The sequence below is a fragment of the Alteromonas lipotrueae genome, from assembly GCF_019249255.1.
In the GTDB taxonomy this organism is placed as follows: domain Bacteria; phylum Pseudomonadota; class Gammaproteobacteria; order Enterobacterales; family Alteromonadaceae; genus Alteromonas; species Alteromonas lipotrueae.
Genome location: NZ_JAESDJ010000001.1, coordinates 687,949 through 706,138 on the forward strand (window position 1 = coordinate 687,949; position 18,190 = coordinate 706,138).

General features: G+C 43.6%; 12 protein-coding genes and 1 pseudogene. 4 read left to right on the top strand and 9 right to left on the bottom strand.

The window, feature by feature from the left end; genetic code table 11:
* Nucleotides 1-260: 260 nt before the first annotated feature.
* A complete protein-coding gene (locus KYS23_RS02945) occupies nt 261-3,671 on the top strand; it encodes an ATP-binding protein (RefSeq protein ID WP_159529606.1) in 3,411 nt (1,136 codons plus the stop codon).
* A gap of 199 nt (nt 3,672-3,870) precedes the next feature.
* Here KYS23_RS02945 and KYS23_RS02950 read toward each other — a convergent pair whose 3' ends face one another.
* A complete protein-coding gene (locus KYS23_RS02950) occupies nt 3,871-5,271 on the bottom strand; it encodes a M20/M25/M40 family metallo-hydrolase (RefSeq protein WP_218395439.1) in 1,401 nt (466 codons plus the stop codon).
* A gap of 329 nt (nt 5,272-5,600) precedes the next feature.
* On the opposite strand from KYS23_RS02950, the gene KYS23_RS02955 reads away from it, so the two are divergent.
* The gene (locus tag KYS23_RS02955; RefSeq protein WP_218418016.1) at nt 5,601-7,679 is read left to right on the top strand and encodes a S9 family peptidase; all 2,079 of its coding nucleotides are present in this window, start codon (nt 5,601-5,603) and stop codon (nt 7,677-7,679) included.
* A gap of 123 nt (nt 7,680-7,802) precedes the next feature.
* Here the strand turns inward: KYS23_RS02955 and KYS23_RS02960 are convergent, their stop codons facing one another.
* The 3 genes and pseudogenes from KYS23_RS02960 to KYS23_RS02970 form a co-directional block, all read right to left on the bottom strand.
* Entirely contained in the window at nt 7,803-8,696 is an 894-nt protein-coding gene (locus KYS23_RS02960; protein WP_218418017.1) for an alpha/beta fold hydrolase, read from the bottom strand.
* A gap of 305 nt (nt 8,697-9,001) precedes the next feature.
* A complete protein-coding gene (locus KYS23_RS02965) occupies nt 9,002-10,525 on the bottom strand; it encodes an amidohydrolase family protein (RefSeq protein WP_218418018.1) in 1,524 nt (507 codons plus the stop codon).
* A 386-nt stretch (nt 10,526-10,911) separates the two neighbouring features.
* Nucleotides 10,912-11,166: pseudogene (locus tag KYS23_RS02970) on the bottom strand (endonuclease III); the annotation flags it as partial.
* A gap of 8 nt (nt 11,167-11,174) precedes the next feature.
* Between KYS23_RS02970 and KYS23_RS02975 the strand changes: the two are divergent.
* Together KYS23_RS02975 and KYS23_RS02980 are read left to right on the top strand one after the other, a co-directional pair.
* Complete coding sequence (locus KYS23_RS02975) at nt 11,175-11,348, top strand: hypothetical protein (RefSeq protein ID WP_159529616.1); 174 nt, start codon at nt 11,175-11,177, stop codon at nt 11,346-11,348.
* A gap of 80 nt (nt 11,349-11,428) precedes the next feature.
* Nucleotides 11,429-12,130 carry a hypothetical protein gene (locus KYS23_RS02980; RefSeq protein WP_218418019.1) on the top strand — a complete coding sequence of 234 codons (702 nt, stop codon included), beginning with the start codon at nt 11,429-11,431 and terminating at the stop codon, nt 12,128-12,130.
* A 286-nt stretch (nt 12,131-12,416) separates the two neighbouring features.
* Here KYS23_RS02980 and nth read toward each other — a convergent pair whose 3' ends face one another.
* From nth to rsxC, 5 genes are all read right to left on the bottom strand, one after another.
* On the bottom strand, nt 12,417-13,049 hold the full coding sequence (nth, locus tag KYS23_RS02985) for an endonuclease III (protein ID WP_218418020.1): 633 nt from the start codon (nt 13,047-13,049) through the stop codon (nt 12,417-12,419).
* A 97-nt stretch (nt 13,050-13,146) separates the two neighbouring features.
* Nucleotides 13,147-13,839, bottom strand: a complete 693-nt coding sequence (locus tag KYS23_RS02990) for an electron transport complex subunit E (protein WP_159529623.1) — start codon at nt 13,837-13,839, stop codon at nt 13,147-13,149.
* Nucleotides 13,836-14,504: an electron transport complex subunit RsxG gene (gene rsxG / locus KYS23_RS02995; protein WP_218418021.1), complete on the bottom strand. Its 669-nt coding sequence runs from the start codon at nt 14,502-14,504 to the stop codon at nt 13,836-13,838. The genes KYS23_RS02990 and rsxG overlap by 4 nt, the downstream gene beginning before the upstream one ends.
* The gene (rsxD, locus tag KYS23_RS03000; protein ID WP_129737259.1) at nt 14,505-15,593 is read right to left on the bottom strand and encodes an electron transport complex subunit RsxD; all 1,089 of its coding nucleotides are present in this window, start codon (nt 15,591-15,593) and stop codon (nt 14,505-14,507) included. It abuts the gene before it with no gap.
* Complete coding sequence (rsxC, locus tag KYS23_RS03005; protein WP_218418022.1) at nt 15,590-18,190, bottom strand: electron transport complex subunit RsxC; 2,601 nt, start codon at nt 18,188-18,190, stop codon at nt 15,590-15,592. Before rsxC ends, rsxD begins: the two co-directional genes overlap by 4 nt.

The following is an 18,190-nucleotide window of genomic DNA, read 5'->3' on the forward strand; positions in this document are numbered from 1 at the left end:
GCGTGAAGCGTTATCTATTTACGCCCTATACTTTCGCAACTCGACTCTCTACATCCTGAGGATAACACCGATTTAACCCTCTCCATTACCTTTATCTAATCTTTTGCCTATACATTGACGTATTGATATATTTTTGAGAAATGGAATTAAACTACAGGCCTTTCTACTCTCTGGTAGATGTTCTATAAACTAGCCAGAGAGCGAACGTGAAAAACACGAACGTATAAGAAGTCGGGCAGTATTGTATGGAGTGAGTATTAGTGGATAAGCAACACGTCAACAAACTGCTGACCGATGGGGTAGACCTAGCGACCCGCATGAAAGCATTCGATTGGTCTAGTACCAGGCTCGGCCCCTACGAAAATTGGCCGGCAAGTCTTCGCTCTATAGCCGCCATGGTGCTTGAGAATCGTTTTCCGATGACCCTTTGGTGGGGCTCTGAGCTTCTACATATTTACAATCATGCTTATGTGGCTGTGTTGGGAGGTAAGCACCCGAAGGCTATGGGGGCGCCAGGAGCCGAAGTATGGCAGGAAATCTGGCATATAATTGGACCACAATCAGAACACGTGCTCAGCGGCAAAGGCGCGACGTGGAATGAGCACTTACTTCTGCCTATGAATCGTAAAGGTTTCATAGAAGAAACCTACTTCACCTTTTCTTACAGTCCGGTGAGAGATGATGACGGAGGCATCGGCGGGGTGCTGGTGACGTGTCAGGAAACTACGGTACAGGTTCAAAGTGAACGCCAGTTACTTTTGCTTCGAGATCTCGGCGCGCAGCCCACTCCTAGCTCTGCTGAGGACGCCTGTAAGATGGCCGCTGAGGTACTGGCCACCAATAATGCTGATTTCCCATTTTCGCTACTTTATCTGGTTGATGACAATGGTAGCAAAGCAAATCTTGTGGCATCTGCAGGGCTGGATAACTATATGGGGGCTGGCCAGCCATCCAGTATTCCACTAAACGAAAAGAGCAATCAAGTTTGGCCGTTATTCAAGGTCTCTGGCGACAGCTTTCTGGTGGTAGAAGATGTGTCGACACTGGTAGGTGAAATGCCCACTGGTTGTTGGGATACATCACCCGAAAAGGCGGTTGCTGTGGCGCTGACTGGCTCTGGCGGTCAACCCTATGGCTATTTAGTGATAGGAGTAAGCCCACTACGTGCGCTTAATGATAGTTATAATGAGCTTATCCGCCTCGCTGCAGGCCAAATCTCAAGAGGGATAGCGAGTGCACGCGCTCATGAGGAAGAACGCAAGCGATTAGAAGCGTTAGCAGAGCTAGATCGTGTTAAGACTGCCTTTTTCCTCAATGTAAGTCATGAGTTACGTACACCGCTAACACTGATGCTAGGGCCCACTGAGGATGCACTTCGCTCTCCTAAGCAAGCCCTTGCGCCAGATGAATTAATAATGGTGCACAGAAACGCCTTACGTATGCTCAAGTTGGTTAATACACTGCTTGATTTCTCGCGTATTGAAGCGGGACGCACTGATATGAATTATGCGCCTACTGATCTCTCGCGGTTAACCCAAGACCTAGCCAGTAACTTCCGCTCAGCGATTGAAAAAGCGGGACTTACATTAGTGTTAGATACCCCTGAGCTTAACGAAAAGGTCTATGTCGACTGCGATAAGTGGGAGAAAGTGGTTTTGAACCTGCTTTCAAACGCCTTGAAGTTTACATTTGAGGGCGAAATTCGCGTTTCATTACTTCCCCTTGAGAGTGAGGTTGAGCTACAAGTGCAAGATACAGGAATTGGTATTGAGGACGACAAGCTGCCTCATATTTTCGAGCGATTTAATCGGGTAAAGAATGCACGCGGGCGCACATTTGAAGGTACGGGGATTGGCCTTTCTCTTGTGCACGAGTTGGTGAGTTTGCACGGAGGCTCGATAAAAGTGCAGAGTTGCGTGGGTGAGGGAACAACGTTCTTTATACGTATTCCCTTCGGCGGTGCCCATCTGCAATCTGAAGATATTGGCTCGCAGCAGAAACTTTCATCCACAGCAATAGGTACTCAGCCTTATATTGACGAAGCACTTCGTTGGCTACCAGATTTAGATGAAAATGAACCTAACCGGAAAGCTCACAAAGAAAGTGATGCCCTAGCTGAATCGGCTTCGACGCTAGATATTAGCAATAGGTTATCTCGTTTTCCAAAGGCAAGAGTATTGGTGGTAGACGACAATGCTGACATGCGCGAATATTTGCACAGGTTGATAGGCGACTATTGGAATGTAGAGACCGTCAGTAATGGCCATGCTGCGTATGAGCGAATTATAGAAGACCTCCCCGACTTAGTACTAACAGACGTAATGATGCCGGGGATAGATGGCTTCGAACTACTAGGTAAACTACGCAATAATCGGCTGACAAAAGGTATACCTGTAATACTTCTTTCTGCGCGAGCTGGTGAGGAAGCGCGCGTAGAGGGGCTTAAAGCGGGTGCCGATGATTATTTGGTGAAGCCTTTTGCAGCACGTGAACTAACGGCTAGAATTAGCGCGTGTTTAGATCTCGCCCATGTGCGCAAAGAGGCAGCTGAGGCACTACGTATCGTTAATGAACGACTTAAGCAGGAAGATCGTAGTAAAGACGAATTCTTGGCGATGCTGGCACATGAACTACGCAACCCCTTAGGTGCAATTAGTAATACAGTTACTCTTATGGAACAAGGTGGCGAAGAACCCAATCGACGCTATCTCGATATCCTTAATCGTCAGTCTAAGATCCTCAAAGGGCTAGTAAACGATTTACTGGATGTTTCTCGAATTACCCGCGGTCTTGTGGATATAAATGAGGAGCTGGTAGATATTGTTCAGATTACCTCTTACGCGCAAGAGAGCGTGAAAACGCAGATAGTTGAAAATGAACATACACTAAGCCTCTCATTATCAAACGAACCTTTGATGGTCTTGGGTGACCCGGTGAGATTAGAGCAAATATTGGTGAATTTGCTTACCAATGCCACAAAGTATACCGATCCCGGTGGAACGATTGCGCTCTCGCTAGAGCGGAACAAGGAGAGCGTAGAGTTGCGCGTAACGGATACGGGAATAGGTATGACTCCAGAGGTATTGGAGCATGTTTTCGACCTCTTTAGGCAGGCGGAACGTGGATTAGATCGCGCTAAAGGTGGACTAGGAATTGGGCTTACTATAGTTCATCGTCTTGTGGAGCTCCATGGCGGAACTGTTGAGGCGCATAGTGAGGGGTTGAATAAAGGGTCAGAGTTTATTGTTACTTTACCGCTAGCAGCTAGTCAAACTGCTGTAAAACCATTGCCACAACAACAGCTAGAAAACGAGGTTCGCCCCAAGCGGGTACTAGTTGTAGAAGACGATCAAGATATTGCTGAAACCCTATCCCTGTTACTGGAAGTTGCAGGGCACCAGGTTGCAATTGTACATGATGGGGCTAGTGCATTAGCGAAGTTAAAGGTGTTTGAGCCAGATGTTATGTTATTAGATATAGGTTTACCAGGCATGGACGGGTATGAACTGGCCAAACATATACGTAAGCAATCGCAGACGTTGCCCCTTGCAGCCCTTACAGGTTACGGTTTAGAAGCTGATAAAAGACGGGCAGAAGCCGCGGGATTCAATGCTCACTTTATCAAACCGGTAGACCTTGAAGCATTACGTGCTTTCGTCAATGAGAGCTAAATTAAGAGAGCTAAATTAAGAGAGCAGGCGAGAAACAACGACACTGAACGTGAAATACAAAGTGAAAATGCCCCGCGAGCTACACGTAGGAAATAGTAATAATAACGCGTATTTTCGTATTCTTTTTTCGCAAAAAGGGAAAACGGAAAAGAGGAAAAGCTTAGCGGGCAGCTTGCTTTAGCCACCCGCTAATAGTTTCTTAAGGCTTTAACACGACATCTGAATCGGCAATCAAATATATACTTGCTGCATAAGCCGCAATATTCTGTGCTAGTTCATTTGGATCAATCTTATCAAGGGTATCATCTGGCGTATGATGCAAGTCGAAGTAATCCCGTCCATTTTGGTTTAATCGAATGGTGGGTACACCTTTTTTAGCCAAGGGAATAATATCAGGGCCACCGCCAGGTACATCGGCTCCTCCTCTAACTATGCCAAGAGGCGACAGGATTTTTCCTACTTCATCCATCAACAACGTAGCTTCTGGATTAACGTTTGATACTAATTGCCAAATGGTTTGCGCACCAAAGTCAGACTCGGTTGCCAAAACATGGTTTTTTAAGTTTGCATCATGCTGTTTAGCATAGGCGAATGCCCCAAGTAGACCTACTTCTTCTGCACCAAACATCACCACACGAATTGTGCGCTTGGGGCGAGTTGGTAAGTTAGCAATTAAGGCGGCAGCTGCGGTTGTGATGGCAATACCTGCACCATCGTCAACTGCGCCAGTACCTAAATCCCAACTGTCTAAATGGCCTCCAATAAGTACGATTTCTTCAGGTTTTTCACTTCCAACTAAATCAAGAATAACGTTCCCGCTTTTTACTTCGCCTTTCCACTTTGATTCTGAGTGCAATGAAATACTCATAGGCTTGCTTAAATTATGTAAGCGGCGAAGATGGTCAGCATCAGGATTTGAAATAGCGATAACAGGAATGTTCGCCCAGTTATCACCATCGCTACTCATCATTCCAGTGTGTGGAAACCGATGTGAGTCTGAACCAACAGAGCGAACAACCAATGCGCTAGCGCCTGCACGTTGCGCATGTTGCCAACCAATTCTACGACGTTGATTAGCTTGGCCATAGCCCGCGCCCGTTTGGCTTTTAACCATTTTGTCGCCATCGACAAAAGCAACCTTTCCACTCAGACTTCCATCCTTAACACCTGATAACGCGTGAATGTCTCTAAAATACACAACATCGGCATTTATATTTTCTTTTGTCGGTGCTCCGCCGCCTAACGCTGTGCCGTATAAATCTTGTTGGTAAGGTGAGGTTAACGAAATATGTAAGTGGCCTCTATCCCAAAAAGGCATTGTAAACGGCTCAATACGAACTTCATCGAAGCCTAAACGTTCTCCCAGTTTTACGCCCCAGTCTCTGGCACGCTCTTCCGCTTCAGAGCCGCCCAATCGAGGGCCTATCTCTGTCGTCAGCGAGGTTACGATTTCCATGCCTAAGTTACTTTCAAGTGCCGTTTCTATCAGGTCGTTAGCCGTTTGTTTTTGTTCGTTTGTTATAACGTTAGAAGCCGCCAGTATCGGAAAACTGAAAAAAACCACCACAGCGCTAAAAGTGAGATGTTTAAGTTGATGCATGTGTTCTCCATCAAGGATGTAGTTAGGTATATGACGGTGTTTACACCAATTGTCACTCTGTCAAACGAATGATAAAGGTAGATCGCTTTCTTTTTTGCTGCGAGTTCAATTAGCCAATAATACCGACATTGAGGCTTAATTGTGAATGTTAAACGCCAGACAGAAGAAGAAAGCCCTTACAGCGTCTTGTGCCTAAAGAATATGAAATTCACCTTATAAATACTACTTTTCGAATAAAATATAAGGTGTATATACAATTATTTACGCTATGTTAATGCATACAATGCTAATTTTATTTATCGAATTAAAACAATAAGAGCACACGCGCCATGAATAAGAAATATTTAACCAAGTCGGCTTTAACACTGGTAATAAGTACACTATTTACCACTCATTCAGCGTTTGCAGACGAAGCGGCAAGTAGTACTTTGTCTTTAAATGACGTATTTAATCTTGAGTACGCTGCTAACCCTGTAGTGACGCCTGATGGTAAACATGTTGTTTACGAGCGTCGCAGCATGGATATTATGACTGATTCAATGCGGCGCAATCTATGGTCAATAGCCTTAGATGGTAGTGCTCATTTACCTATTCTTTCTGACAGTAAAAATCACTTTAGCCCTGTGTTTTCACCTGACGGCGCTAAAATGGCTTATCTTTCAAGCAAAGAAGGTAAGGTTCAAGTTTATTTGAAAGATTTAGCATCAAGCAGCACAACCCGTGTAACCGACGTTGCAATGCGCCCTAGCAGCATGAGTTTTTCACCCGACGGTAAATATCTAGCTTTTGCTATGTTCACACCCACTAAAGCCAAACCGTTATTTAATTTAGATTTTAAACCTAAAGGGGCCAAGTGGGCCGAAAACCCTCAGTATATTGACCAAACCAATTTCCAACGAGATGGCATGGGAATGAAACGTCCCGGCAACATGCAAATATATGTTGTGCCAACCATTGGCGGTACACCAAGGCAAATTACTTCAGGTGAACACGATCACGCAGGTACCATTGCATGGTCTAAAAGCGGCCAACAGATAATCATCTCAGCAAACACAAGAGATGAAGCGGAATTCGATATGCTTAATAGCGATTTGTTTAGCATTGATATAAACACGTCAAAAGTGACAAATTTAACCGATATGAGTGGCCCTGAGCGCAGCCCTCATTTGAGTCCTAACGGTAAGAGAATCGCCTTTGTTGGTAATGAAGATAATGGCAAGTCAAATCAGCTAAGCCAGTTATACGTAATGAATCCAGATGGCACGAACATTACAAACCTAACAAGCAAGTTAGACCGCTCTGTCGGTGCCATTAAATGGGCAGATAACGGTAAGGGGTTATATTTTAGTTATGACGATATGGGTAAGAAAAATGTGGGCTATGTTAGTTTGTCAGGTGAAATATCCACAAAAACGGGTAGCGTAGGTGGCACTAGCTTAGGTAGGCCGTACACATCGGGCGATTATGATGTAACGTCTAAAGGCAGTGTTGTTTATACCGCGTCGCTAGGAAATCGCCCCGCTGAACTTGCGATAGTGACCAGTAAGGGAAAAGTTAAACAACTGACTGACTTAAATGGGGATGTGTTCGACCATAAAACAGTGAATAAGCCAGAATTGATGGCGCTAAAAAGCAGTGTAGATAATAGAGATTTACAGGCTTGGGTAGTCACCCCTCCCAATTTTGATCCTGCAAAAAAATACCCATTAATTTTAGAAATACACGGCGGCCCGCACACCGCGTATGGCCCAAGCTTTTCAACAGAAATACAGTTAATGGCAGCTGCTGGCTATGTGGTTTTATATGGCAACCCGCGAGGCTCTACATCTCAAGGTGAAGAGTTTGCTAATTTAATCGATAAAAATTATCCATCACAAGATTATGACGACCTTATGGATATGGTTGATGCTGCTATTGCCAAAGGTTATGTGGATGAGACGAACTTGTTTGTTACGGGAGGTTCTGGCGGCGGTACGCTGACCTCTTGGATCATCGGTAAAACGGATCGTTTTAAAGCCTCCGTAGTAGCAAAACCAGTTATAAACTGGACAAGCATGATTGGTACCTCTGATATCTATGCTTATATGAGCAAGTATTGGTTTACAGACTTACCTTGGAATGATTACGAGCAATATTGGAGCCGTTCGCCGTTATCATTAGTTGGGAATGTAACAACGCCAACCATGGTACTTACCGGTGAACTAGACGTACGTACGCCGATGTCTGAAAGCGAACAGTATTATGGCGCATTACGTCTACAGGGCGTCGATAGCGCACTGGTACGTATTCAAGGGGCTTATCATGGTATCGCTGCCAAACCTTCGAACCTTGCACGTAAAGTTGGCTACATTTTAGCGTGGTTTGATAAGTACAAAGACGACAAAAAGAGTGAAGAGAAAGAAGATTAGAAGTTTGTTTTATTAAAATATAGAAAAAAACTTAGCCCTATTTGCTGTTTGAGTAATAGGGCTTTTTACTTTTTTAACTTACCAAAACAGGTGTTCCAGATAACCCACTTCTAACAAACCCTTTTATTGCTTATTCAAAAATTCCAAAATATCTTTAGACACACGCTTCACATCTTCAACCATGGGCATGTGACCAAGATCTTCATAAATAAGGGTGTTTGAATTGAGCATCATTTTCCAGTGGGTGAAATCGTCTACCGGCAACAACTTATCGTTAAGACCCCATATCAGCATCGACTGAGAGTAATCGAATCGATAATCACGAGAATAAAAATCGCGTAAGTTGAAAAATTGAGTAAACATGTGCGTGTATTGCTCACGCTTATTAATAAATTCCCATGCCAGTGCACGTAAAATAATCCTTGGCACAAATGGCGGTTTTGCCATGATTACATCGTAAAAATTAAAAAAATCCTGTTCATTATTGTGTTCAAAAGGGTTTATATTGTTATTTATCATGTTTTGCGCGAACGGTGACTTAGCGCCAGCAGGATCGATTAAAACTGCTTTTTCAATACGGTCAGGCATTTCATCGAATAGTTTAGCTGCCATCATTCCGCCCATAGAATTACCCACTATGCTAAAACGCGTAATGTTCAATTGCGCTAATAGCGCCAATAACATCCGGCATTGGCTGGGTACAGAATAATCATCAGTGGGGCTGTAAGCCGTTTGGCCATGGCCTTTAAGATCCGGAATAATTAATTGATATTGAGAAGAGAACCTTTTGGCAAAGCGATTCCACACATACTTATCAGCACTGAATCCGTGTAAAAGCACCAGCGCAGGCTTATCATTAGAAAAGTGTTTCGTGTTGCTATGATAGAACACGTCTAGCCCATAAATAGAACGGCTTTCACAATGCAATCTAGCGAGTTTTGCTTCTACTTGATTAACAAAATCAAAAATTAATCGACTAATTAATATACGACGTCGCTTAGTCGATAAAATAATCATCAATCCTACAATGACAGCAGTAATCAATACAAAGATGATAAATAATTCCTAATGATTTATATATTTGCTTACAACCATGTGCAGATTTTTACTTTTAAATAGGAGTTTAATCGGAATCTAAAGCGTTGACTAGTAACACTATTCGGACGGAGAGTTTTCTAACAGGCGGGTAGCATTATGTTTAACTTCAATGTTTTTAGCCATGGTCGATTTAGTGCGGTTCTAGTACTCGAAAATAAGCGTGTCTACAGCAGTGTTAAGCTGGGCAAATGCTAATAAATCTATAACATAAATAACCTCAGAGATTAGTATCCGGCGTTTCTAGCCTCCGGGGTATTATCTTGAAGCATTGCGACTATCATTTTGACCGTGATTAGTAGGTTATTAACACCAATGACATTAGTCTCTACATAATCTTTTTGCCGCATCAAGTCTTGTTCGTCATACACCGCGCCATCATAAATGACCATCTTGATACTCTTGGTATTTTGGATGTCAGCCAAAGGATTTTTATCAAGCAAAATAACATCACCCATTTTGCCTATATCTACACTTCCCATTTTTAGCTGCCTTTGAAAATAGGTTGCTGGCAAAATTGTTGCTGATGCGAGTGCTTCGGCATTTGATAAGCCGGCTTTTGTCAATTGTTCTAATTCAGTATGAAGCGAAAAGCCCGGAAATGAGTAAGGATCATAGGTGTCTGTCCCTACGAGTATCTTAACCCCTTGTCGATGGGCTTGCCCCGTTAACTCAAGACCTCTACGGTAATATTGACTGAGTGTGTCTGCAGAGTACGCTTTCATGCCTTGGGCATCATCTGCCCAAAGATTTTGAACCATAAATGGAATATATTTGAGTTTTCCATCTGATAGGAATTCATTGTCGTGGCTAAATGCCTCATATCGTTTAGTAATGTGAGTTGGCACAAAATACGTGTTGTTTTGCACCATTGCGGCAACCAGTAAGTTAAATTTCTGCTGTTCGAATGTATCAAGAATTTCTATCTTCGTCGGTCGGCGAGTCTTTGCTACGCCGTTATTTGAGAATGTTTCGCTGTAATATTGACGCAAGAGGGGGGCCTTTGTGGACGCGTTATCAATGAATAAATGCGCGTGTTCAAAACTCCGTTGACCAGCATTGGATGCCAAAATTGGATCAATACTTAACGGATAGTGACCTGCAAATTGGACATCATGTCGCTCTGCCAATCCCGCTAGTTTGAGAAAACGAGGTTCTTTTATCTGACTGTATATTTTTATAAAGGCATTCGTACTTTCTGATGTTTTTAATACCACTTTTTCGACATCGCGACGGTCATAATTATCGCCTACGATATGATCAGCGGAACCGACAATTCTGGGGCCGAGTAATTCGTGATTATTGATTGATTCAGCCCATCGTCTTCTCTTTTCGACAATATTCATAATGCCTTGCATATCGCGCAAGTGCAGAACGCCATTGGCTATGTAAAGGGGCATTGTTATTTGTGGCGCTTCGTTAAAAGCAAGATGGGAATGCATGTCCCACAAGCCCGGCATCAAATACTGGTTATTACCAGCCACGATATAGCCATTGTCTTTTGGAAAACGAGACTCTGCTTCTCGAATGTTTGTAATGATCCCTGTTTCGATGATGACTTGTTTATGTTTCAGTATCGTTCCGCCAATCACATCGACGATATTGACGTTATCGATAATGATTAAATCTTGCTTTTCGTTTTGAACAAGTGGTGGCGCTAATGGGGTGAAATACAGAGCGGTAATCACCAATACACCGGTTACCAATATCGCAATAATTCCCAGGCTGATGCGTATAAATACAGAAGACAACGAGTTAACCAAGTAGTAAGTAATTGATATTTACAAACCTAAAACAGAACATTTTTCAGCACAAGATATTGAACAGTTTAAATGTTACAAAATATAATATTAGTTAGTCGACTTTGACTTCCTACATTCCGGAAAAGCCCTACCGATATCCGGAACCTTCATTAAACAACTTGAATCGAATACGATTAAATATTGTTCAGGCTATGTAAAGTGTATCTGACGCTTTTTAATAAGCGTTGGCTAGTAACGCTATTCGGACGAGAGGTTTTCTACCAGGCGGGCAGCATTGCGATAGACGTTTTTGGCAGGTAACTTATTACAATATCTCAGCTAGCTCTCTACTCACTCTCAGCGAGTTGTCTGACAGGTTAAGATCCTTGTGTAAGCTACTCAGCATATTCAGTTTTATCTTTAAACTCGCATAAGTCTTCAATAATACAAGCGCCACAGCGCGGCTTACGGGCTACACAAGTATAACGACCGTGCAGAATGAGCCAGTGGTGCACATCGACTTTAAATTCTTTAGGAACCACTTTTAGCAGCTTTTCTTCAACTTTCTCAACGGTTTTACCCATAGCCAATTTAGTGCGGTTACTTACGCGATAGATGTGGGTGTCTACAGCGATGGTAGGCCAGCCAAAGTATACGGATGCTAGATGAGGGAGAAGTGAACAAGCAAGCTTCAGTCAGGCGCTATGCTGACAAAGAAACCAGTAACATAGAGGTTTTAGATTTCGTGCATTCATTTATCGTAACCTTGAATGATCTAATGAGTTCATGGTTAAGTTCAATTGTCGACAATATCGTTGGTAATTTCTTTTAATTGCCTCTCTATTTAATTTATTCTTGTTTATTGTCGACAGTGTGTGTTTTAATTGTGTCACTTTAATTTGGGAGGTAGTTATGGGGGCTTATAATTTTTTTGGCACTGTTAATACGCTATTTATTTTCATAAGCCTATTTGGCGTTTTGTCACAAGTGAATATGATTTGGCTAAGAAAGCAGTATGTTTCAAGTGGCGGAGCAACAGAATTACTATCGATTAATCAATTCACCGTCAGTTACTTAGCTTATTTTTCATTCTTTATTTATGGTTACTCGATCGAGCCGTTTAATCACTATATTGTTTGGCCTCGATTGATCGCGACACTACTAGTGGGAACTATTTTGTATGAAATTTGGCTGGATAGAAAAACAAAATCATCTTTTTATGTGCTCTTGGTAGCTTTGCTCTTCTTATGTTTTGGCATTATTGGACTCTTTTGGGGTGAAACAATTGCAGATGAAGGTCGATATGTGTCGACAACTCTCATACTGACAATTTCATTATTAATGGCTCAAGGTTACTACCATCAAATAAAGTTAATTGTACAGTCTGGTAGTACCGGAGCCATAGATTTAAAAATGAGCCAGTTTATCTTTATGATGGATATTTCAACTATTGCTTTCGCTTTAACGATGGGCCTTAAAATGGGTTGGCCGTTAATGGTTCTTGCGATTACCAGTGGAATAACAAAAGTAGTAATAATGTATTTATTTAGGTGGGTGCAATTTAGTCCGCAGGCTCTAACTCGCCGAAAGGAATACAACAATGAGCCTAGCTAATCTAAAGTTTTACCTCTGTTCACTCAGTGTATTTAAGATAAGGTTTTCTAGAGGCATTACTTTGTCTATTAAGTGTTTTCATGGCATCTCGCAGTGAGCAAACTTTGCTTAATGTGCGTTACTCGGTCTTATCATTCAGGTATTGAGTTTACATTAGACACTGACATCCCTGTATTGAAAAAGATGGAACTAGCAAGAAGTGTGAAACAAAAAGTTTATAATACTCTACATTAACTTTATGAGAGCTAATGTTCGTTTTTCTTTTATACTAAAAACTAAAAAAAACTTATTCTGATTTATCCTTAAACTCACACAAATCTTCAATGATACAAGAGCCACAACGAGGCTTTCGCGCAACACAAGTATATCGCCCATGCAAAATAAGCCAGTGATGCACATCGACTTTAAACTCAGCAGGAACCACTTTTAGCAGCTTTTCTTCAACTTTCTCAACGGTTTTACCCATAGCCAATTTAGTGCGGTTACTTACGCGATAGATGTGGGTGTCTACAGCGATGGTAGGCCAGCCAAACGCGGTATTCAGTACTACGTTAGCCGTTTTACGGCCAACGCCTGGCAGAGCTTCTAAGGCTTCTCGGCTTTCGGGTACTTCACCATTATATTTTTCGACCAGAATTTCACTTAAGCGATGTACATTTTTGGCTTTTGAGTTGAATAAACCAATGGTTTTTATGTACTCCTTTAACCCATCTTCACCAAGAGCAGAGATAGCCTGAGCGGTATTGGCAATCGGAAAAAGTTTGTCAGTAGCTTTGTTTACGCCAACATCGGTAGATTGCGCCGACAAGGTGACCGCGACCAACAGCTCAAAGGGCGTGGAGAAATTAAGCTCAGTAGTAGGGTGGGGGTTATCGTCCCGAAGTCGGGTTAAGATTTCACGTCTTTTTGTGTTATTCATTTTTATTTAGCTCGTTCTTTTTCCACTCGGGCTTTTCCATTCAGGCTTTGCTATTCAGGCTTAGTCATATTCTCTGCAACTAGCCGCTTAGCATTTGTTATGCGTCGGCGGTAACACGTGCGCGAGTGGCTTTTTCTTTTACCGTAGTCTCGCGGGCCGCTATTCGAGCATCAATCATATTCTTAAAGGCAATTAACAGTCCCATGCCTAAGAACGCGCCGGGAGGCAAAATTGCAAGCAAGAAAGGAGAATCGGTTTCAAATAAGGTGAGTGTCCAGTTACTGGCAATGCTGCCGAATAGCCTGTCGGCACCTGCGAACAAGGTTCCAGCACCTAAAATTTCTCGCATACCGCCAAGCACAACAAGTACGAAGGTGAACCCTAATCCCATCACTAGGCCATCATACGCTGATGCGCCCGCACTGTTTTTAGAGGCAAAAGCTTCCGCTCTGCCGATGATGGCGCAGTTAGTAACAATCAATGGAATGAATATGCCCAGCGCAAGGTATAACTCGTAGGTAAAGGCGTTCATTAAAAGCTGCACTATGGTAACAAAAGCGGCAATAATCATAACAAATACAGGAATGCGTATTTCGTTTCGAACAATATTACGTACCAATGAAACGGTAACGTTACTGCCAATCAATACTAGCGTGGTAGCTAAGCCTAACCCTAGTCCATTTATAAAGGTGGCGGTTACCGCCAGCAAAGGGCATAAGCCCAGAAGTTGCACTAGGGCAGGGTTGTTTTTCCAAATACCTTGGAGGGTAAGGTCGCGATAATCTGTCATTCGCTTAACACCTCATTGGTTGGTAATACGTCATTTTCAATGCCGCACAAATTAGGGGCTGAAAATAAAGTTTGTTGGTTATCTTGCACGTAAAGCAGTGCATTTTTAACCGCGCTAACCACCGCTCGCGGCGTTATTGTGGCACCAGTGAATTGATCGAACTCACCGCCGTCTTTTTTCACTTGCCATACAGGCAAGGCACTTACTGAAAAGTGTTTTCCGGTGAATGACGTTATCCAATCGCTGATCGCCAATTCTATTTTATCACCCAACCCTGGGGTTTCTTTGTGTTCCAACACGCGAACACCAAGCACATTCATTTGCGTATCTACCCCAATGACCAGCGCAATATCACCGCTATAACCATCTGGTGCGGTAGCTTCAATGGCTAGAGCTGTAGGTTCGCCGTTTATCCGTGCTCGATAAACCGTATGAGGATCTTGGGTGCCTAAATTGGAGCTTACCACCGCCGTGCAATCAGCATAAAGCTCATTGTCATGTAACTCATGCGGCACCACTTCATTTAATATACTAAGCAATTTTTGCTTTTGTTGTTGTGCAATACGTTCGGCTGTACCGTTATAGGTGAGGGCGATGAGCGCAGTACCAATTATCGCAAACGCACTTAGCATCAAACCATTTTTTACTAGCGTCTCTTTTACCATTTACTCTACTCGCCTTGCTTTCTTAGTAACCTGATGCCCGTATGTACGGGGGCGGGTATAGTAATCAATCAGCGGCACAACCATATTCATAATAATGACTGCAAAAGCAATCGCGTCTGGGTAACCGCCAAAAACTCGAATGATAACCACCCAAAAGCCAATGGCTGCGCCATAAATTATGCGCCCTTTTGGTGTGGTTGACGCAGATACCGGGTCGGTGGCAATAAAGAATGCGCCTACCATCACTGCACCGTTAATGAGATGAAACAGCGGCGATGCATAATGATCGGCATCAATCATATAAAGCAATAATGCAAAAACTGCCACTGACGCCAACATGCTGCCTGGAATATGCCAGCTAATCACTCTTAACTTCACAAGCCACAGGCCGCCAAGTAAATAACTTAAACTTACCCATCCCCAACCTGCACCAGCAGATTGAAATAGCCCCGTGGAAAAAATAGGTCTGAGCAATGATTCTGAGTACGTAATACCCAAGGTTAAGTCAGTTTTTAGGGTGTCGAGCGGTGTGGCCATTGTTACACCGTCTGCCACAGTCCGTAACTGGGTAACATCGTAACCTGTGGTCGAAAAGTCGGTAAAAATAAGTGCCGCAGAGTCTAAGAAGCTAGGTGTTAAGCTAGCTAGGTGCTGCGGGGGTAACCATAAACTCATGGCGGCCGGGAATGAAATTAACAGTACTACATAGCCAATCATCGCTGGATTGAAAATGTTAAACCCTAAGCCACCGTATACTTGTTTGGCGACGGCAATGGCGAAAAATACGCCTGTAATCGTCATCCACCATGGCAGAGTAGGCGGAATGCTAATAGCAATTAGCAGGCCGGTTAGTATGGCGGAGTAGTCGGTTAACGTACGCTCGATAGGGCGTTTACGTAACCAGAGGATAACCCCTTCAAAAACGAGGGCGCTGGCGACCGCTAAAAAGGCTTGAATGAGTGTACCCCATCCAAAAAATACGGTTTGAGCAATAATACCAGGCACCATGGCATAAATGACCAAGCGCATGACCTGGCCAGTATCGCGCTTCACTCTTTGATAGGGAGAACTAGATAAGGTTAATTTCATGATTGATTGTTCTCACTTTCTGCCGCTGCTTTTTTTGCTTTAGCCTTAGCGACGGCCGCTGCAATACGGCGTTTTTTCTCAAGAGCAGGATCGTTTGCTTCTTCAGATAGTACTGATTGTGGAGCGGTTTGCTCGGCTTCGCTTGTAGGGGGAGATAACTCGGCTTTCTCTGATACCTTTACCTGCTCAGGCTCAACATCTTGACTAGCAGTGCCTGAATCATCAGTTTGCGTTTTCTGAATTTCAGCTAAACGTTTTTTCGCTTTAGCTTTTGCTACCGCCGCAGCTATTCTGGCTTTCTTGTCATCCGCGGTGTTCGTGGTTTCGTTGTTTGGCTCTTTTTCGGCGTTGTCAGCACTACTGTTTGGCCTTTCAAGAAGCTTTTCGTGTTCTGTATCAATACGGCTAGCTTTGGCTTCAACAGTAGCTTCAGCATCATCTGACGCTGTTTTAGGCGTTTTTAAATCGCCACGGTTCTGCTGTTTTTGTAATTCTGCTTTTTTAGCTTTTGCTTTAGCAATTGCGGCGGCTACCCGGGCTTTTTTCTCATCTTGCAGTTGCGTTGATGAAGCTGATTCAGAAACTTCTTCCTTTGCCTGACTATGTGGTAAATCGCTTCTAATTACTTCAGTGCTGCTTTTGTCTTGTTGTTGGCGTGCTGCTTTTTTGGCTTTTGCTCGCGCGATGGCGGCGGCAACTTGCGCTTTCTTATCGTCGGCAGCCGTGCTTACATTTTCAGTTTGGTTTTCAACTTGGGTTTCAGTCGCTTGTTGATCTGTCTGTGCTGTCGATTGAAATTCTGAAAAAACTTCATCAGCTTTAGCTGCTTCAGACGCCGATTCTTTATGCTTCTGGGCTTTTTTAGCTTTAGCGCGTGCTATGGCGGCGGCAACTTGCGCTTTTTTATCATCAGCGGGTGAGCTTGCGGTAGTGCATGTGCTAGTTGTGGCTGCAGATTTTGCGTCAACTACGCTTGTTCCGTCAGAATTAGCGCTCTGAAGGGCTGCTTTTTTCGCTTTGGCTCTGGCTAATGCAGCCGCGACTTTATCTTTAGAGCTATTTTGCTCTGTAGAAGGGGCTGGTGATGCAGATTGGCTATCGGAATTACTCTTTGCAGCAAGTCGTGCTTCTTTAGCGCGGCGGTGTTTCGCTTCACGCTCTTCTTTTTCCCGTTCCAGGCGCTCATTTCGCGCTTCAAAACGTTGTTTCGCTTTTTCTGCTTTATTCTTTTCGTCTCGCTGCAGTCGAATTTCCGATTTAGCTTGGCGATAATAATGTACTAAGGGTATTTCACTTGGGCATACATACGCACAAGCGCCACATTCGATACAGTCGAAAAGATCATACTCTTCAGCTTTGTCGTACTCTTTCGCTTTGGCGTGCCAAAACATTTGTTGTGGTAATAACGAAGCTGGGCATGCATCAGCACACGCACTACAACGAATGCACGGGCGTTCGGCGTTATCGTCTACTAGTTCTTTTTTGCTAGGTACTAACAAACAGTTGGTAGTTTTTACTACGGGTATGGTGGCATCCGCTAAGGCAAAGCCCATCATAGGGCCGCCCATAATGACTTTAGGCGACGTTTGCTTTTTAATTTGGTAATTGGCTTCGTCGAGCAAGTGTTTTACTGGTGTGCCAAGTAACGTACGAAAATTAGCGGGATTAGATACGGCGTCTCCGGTTACCGTGACAATACGTTCAATAAGTGGCTTACCATGTAAGATGGCGTCGGCAATGGCAAAGCAAGTCCCGACGTTAAACATCATTACGCCAATGTCTGCCGGAAGACCATTACGGGGCACTTCGCGGCCCGTAATAACTTGAATTAATTGTTTCTCACCGCCTGCAGGGTATTTTGTTTCAATCGGTACTACCCGATACGCGTCTTTGTCTTGGCAGGCAATATTAAGTGCTTGAATTGCTTCAGGCTTGTTATCTTCAACAGCAATAACAATCGCTTTAGGTTCGATAATGTGCGCTAGAATATCTAAGCCCTGGCGAATCTGCCACGCGTGTTCACGCATGAGGCGGTCATCTGCGGTAATGTATGGTTCGCACTCCACGCCATTTAGCACTAAGAACTCAACGGGTTTGCTCGTTGCGGTTTTAATATGGGTAGGAAAGCCAGCGCCCCCCATGCCTGAAATACCGGCTTGGCAAATGGCATCTACAATCGTATTTTTATTTACTGCGGTATAATCAGCTAACGGTGTAAGCTCGCCCCAGGTATCTTTACCATCGGGTTTAATGCTAACGCACATTTCCGTAAGGCCACTGGGATGGGCTACCACGTGAGGTGCTATAGCAACAATGTGCCCCGAAGTGGGTGCATGAACTGGCACAGCATAAGGTGTTGTAGCATTGGATAGCGGTTGGCCTTTGTAAACATAGTCACCTACGTTTACGCAGCATATGCCTTCTGAACCCACATGTTGACGTATAGGTAATGTAAGCAGGTCTGTCATTGATGGTTGCACAATGGCAGCTTTATTCGACAATCGCTTTTTATCATCAGGGTGCACGCCGCCAGGGAAAGAAAATAGTTTCCCGGAATTTAGGCGTTCAATAATGTTATCAAAATCTGGATAGTTCAA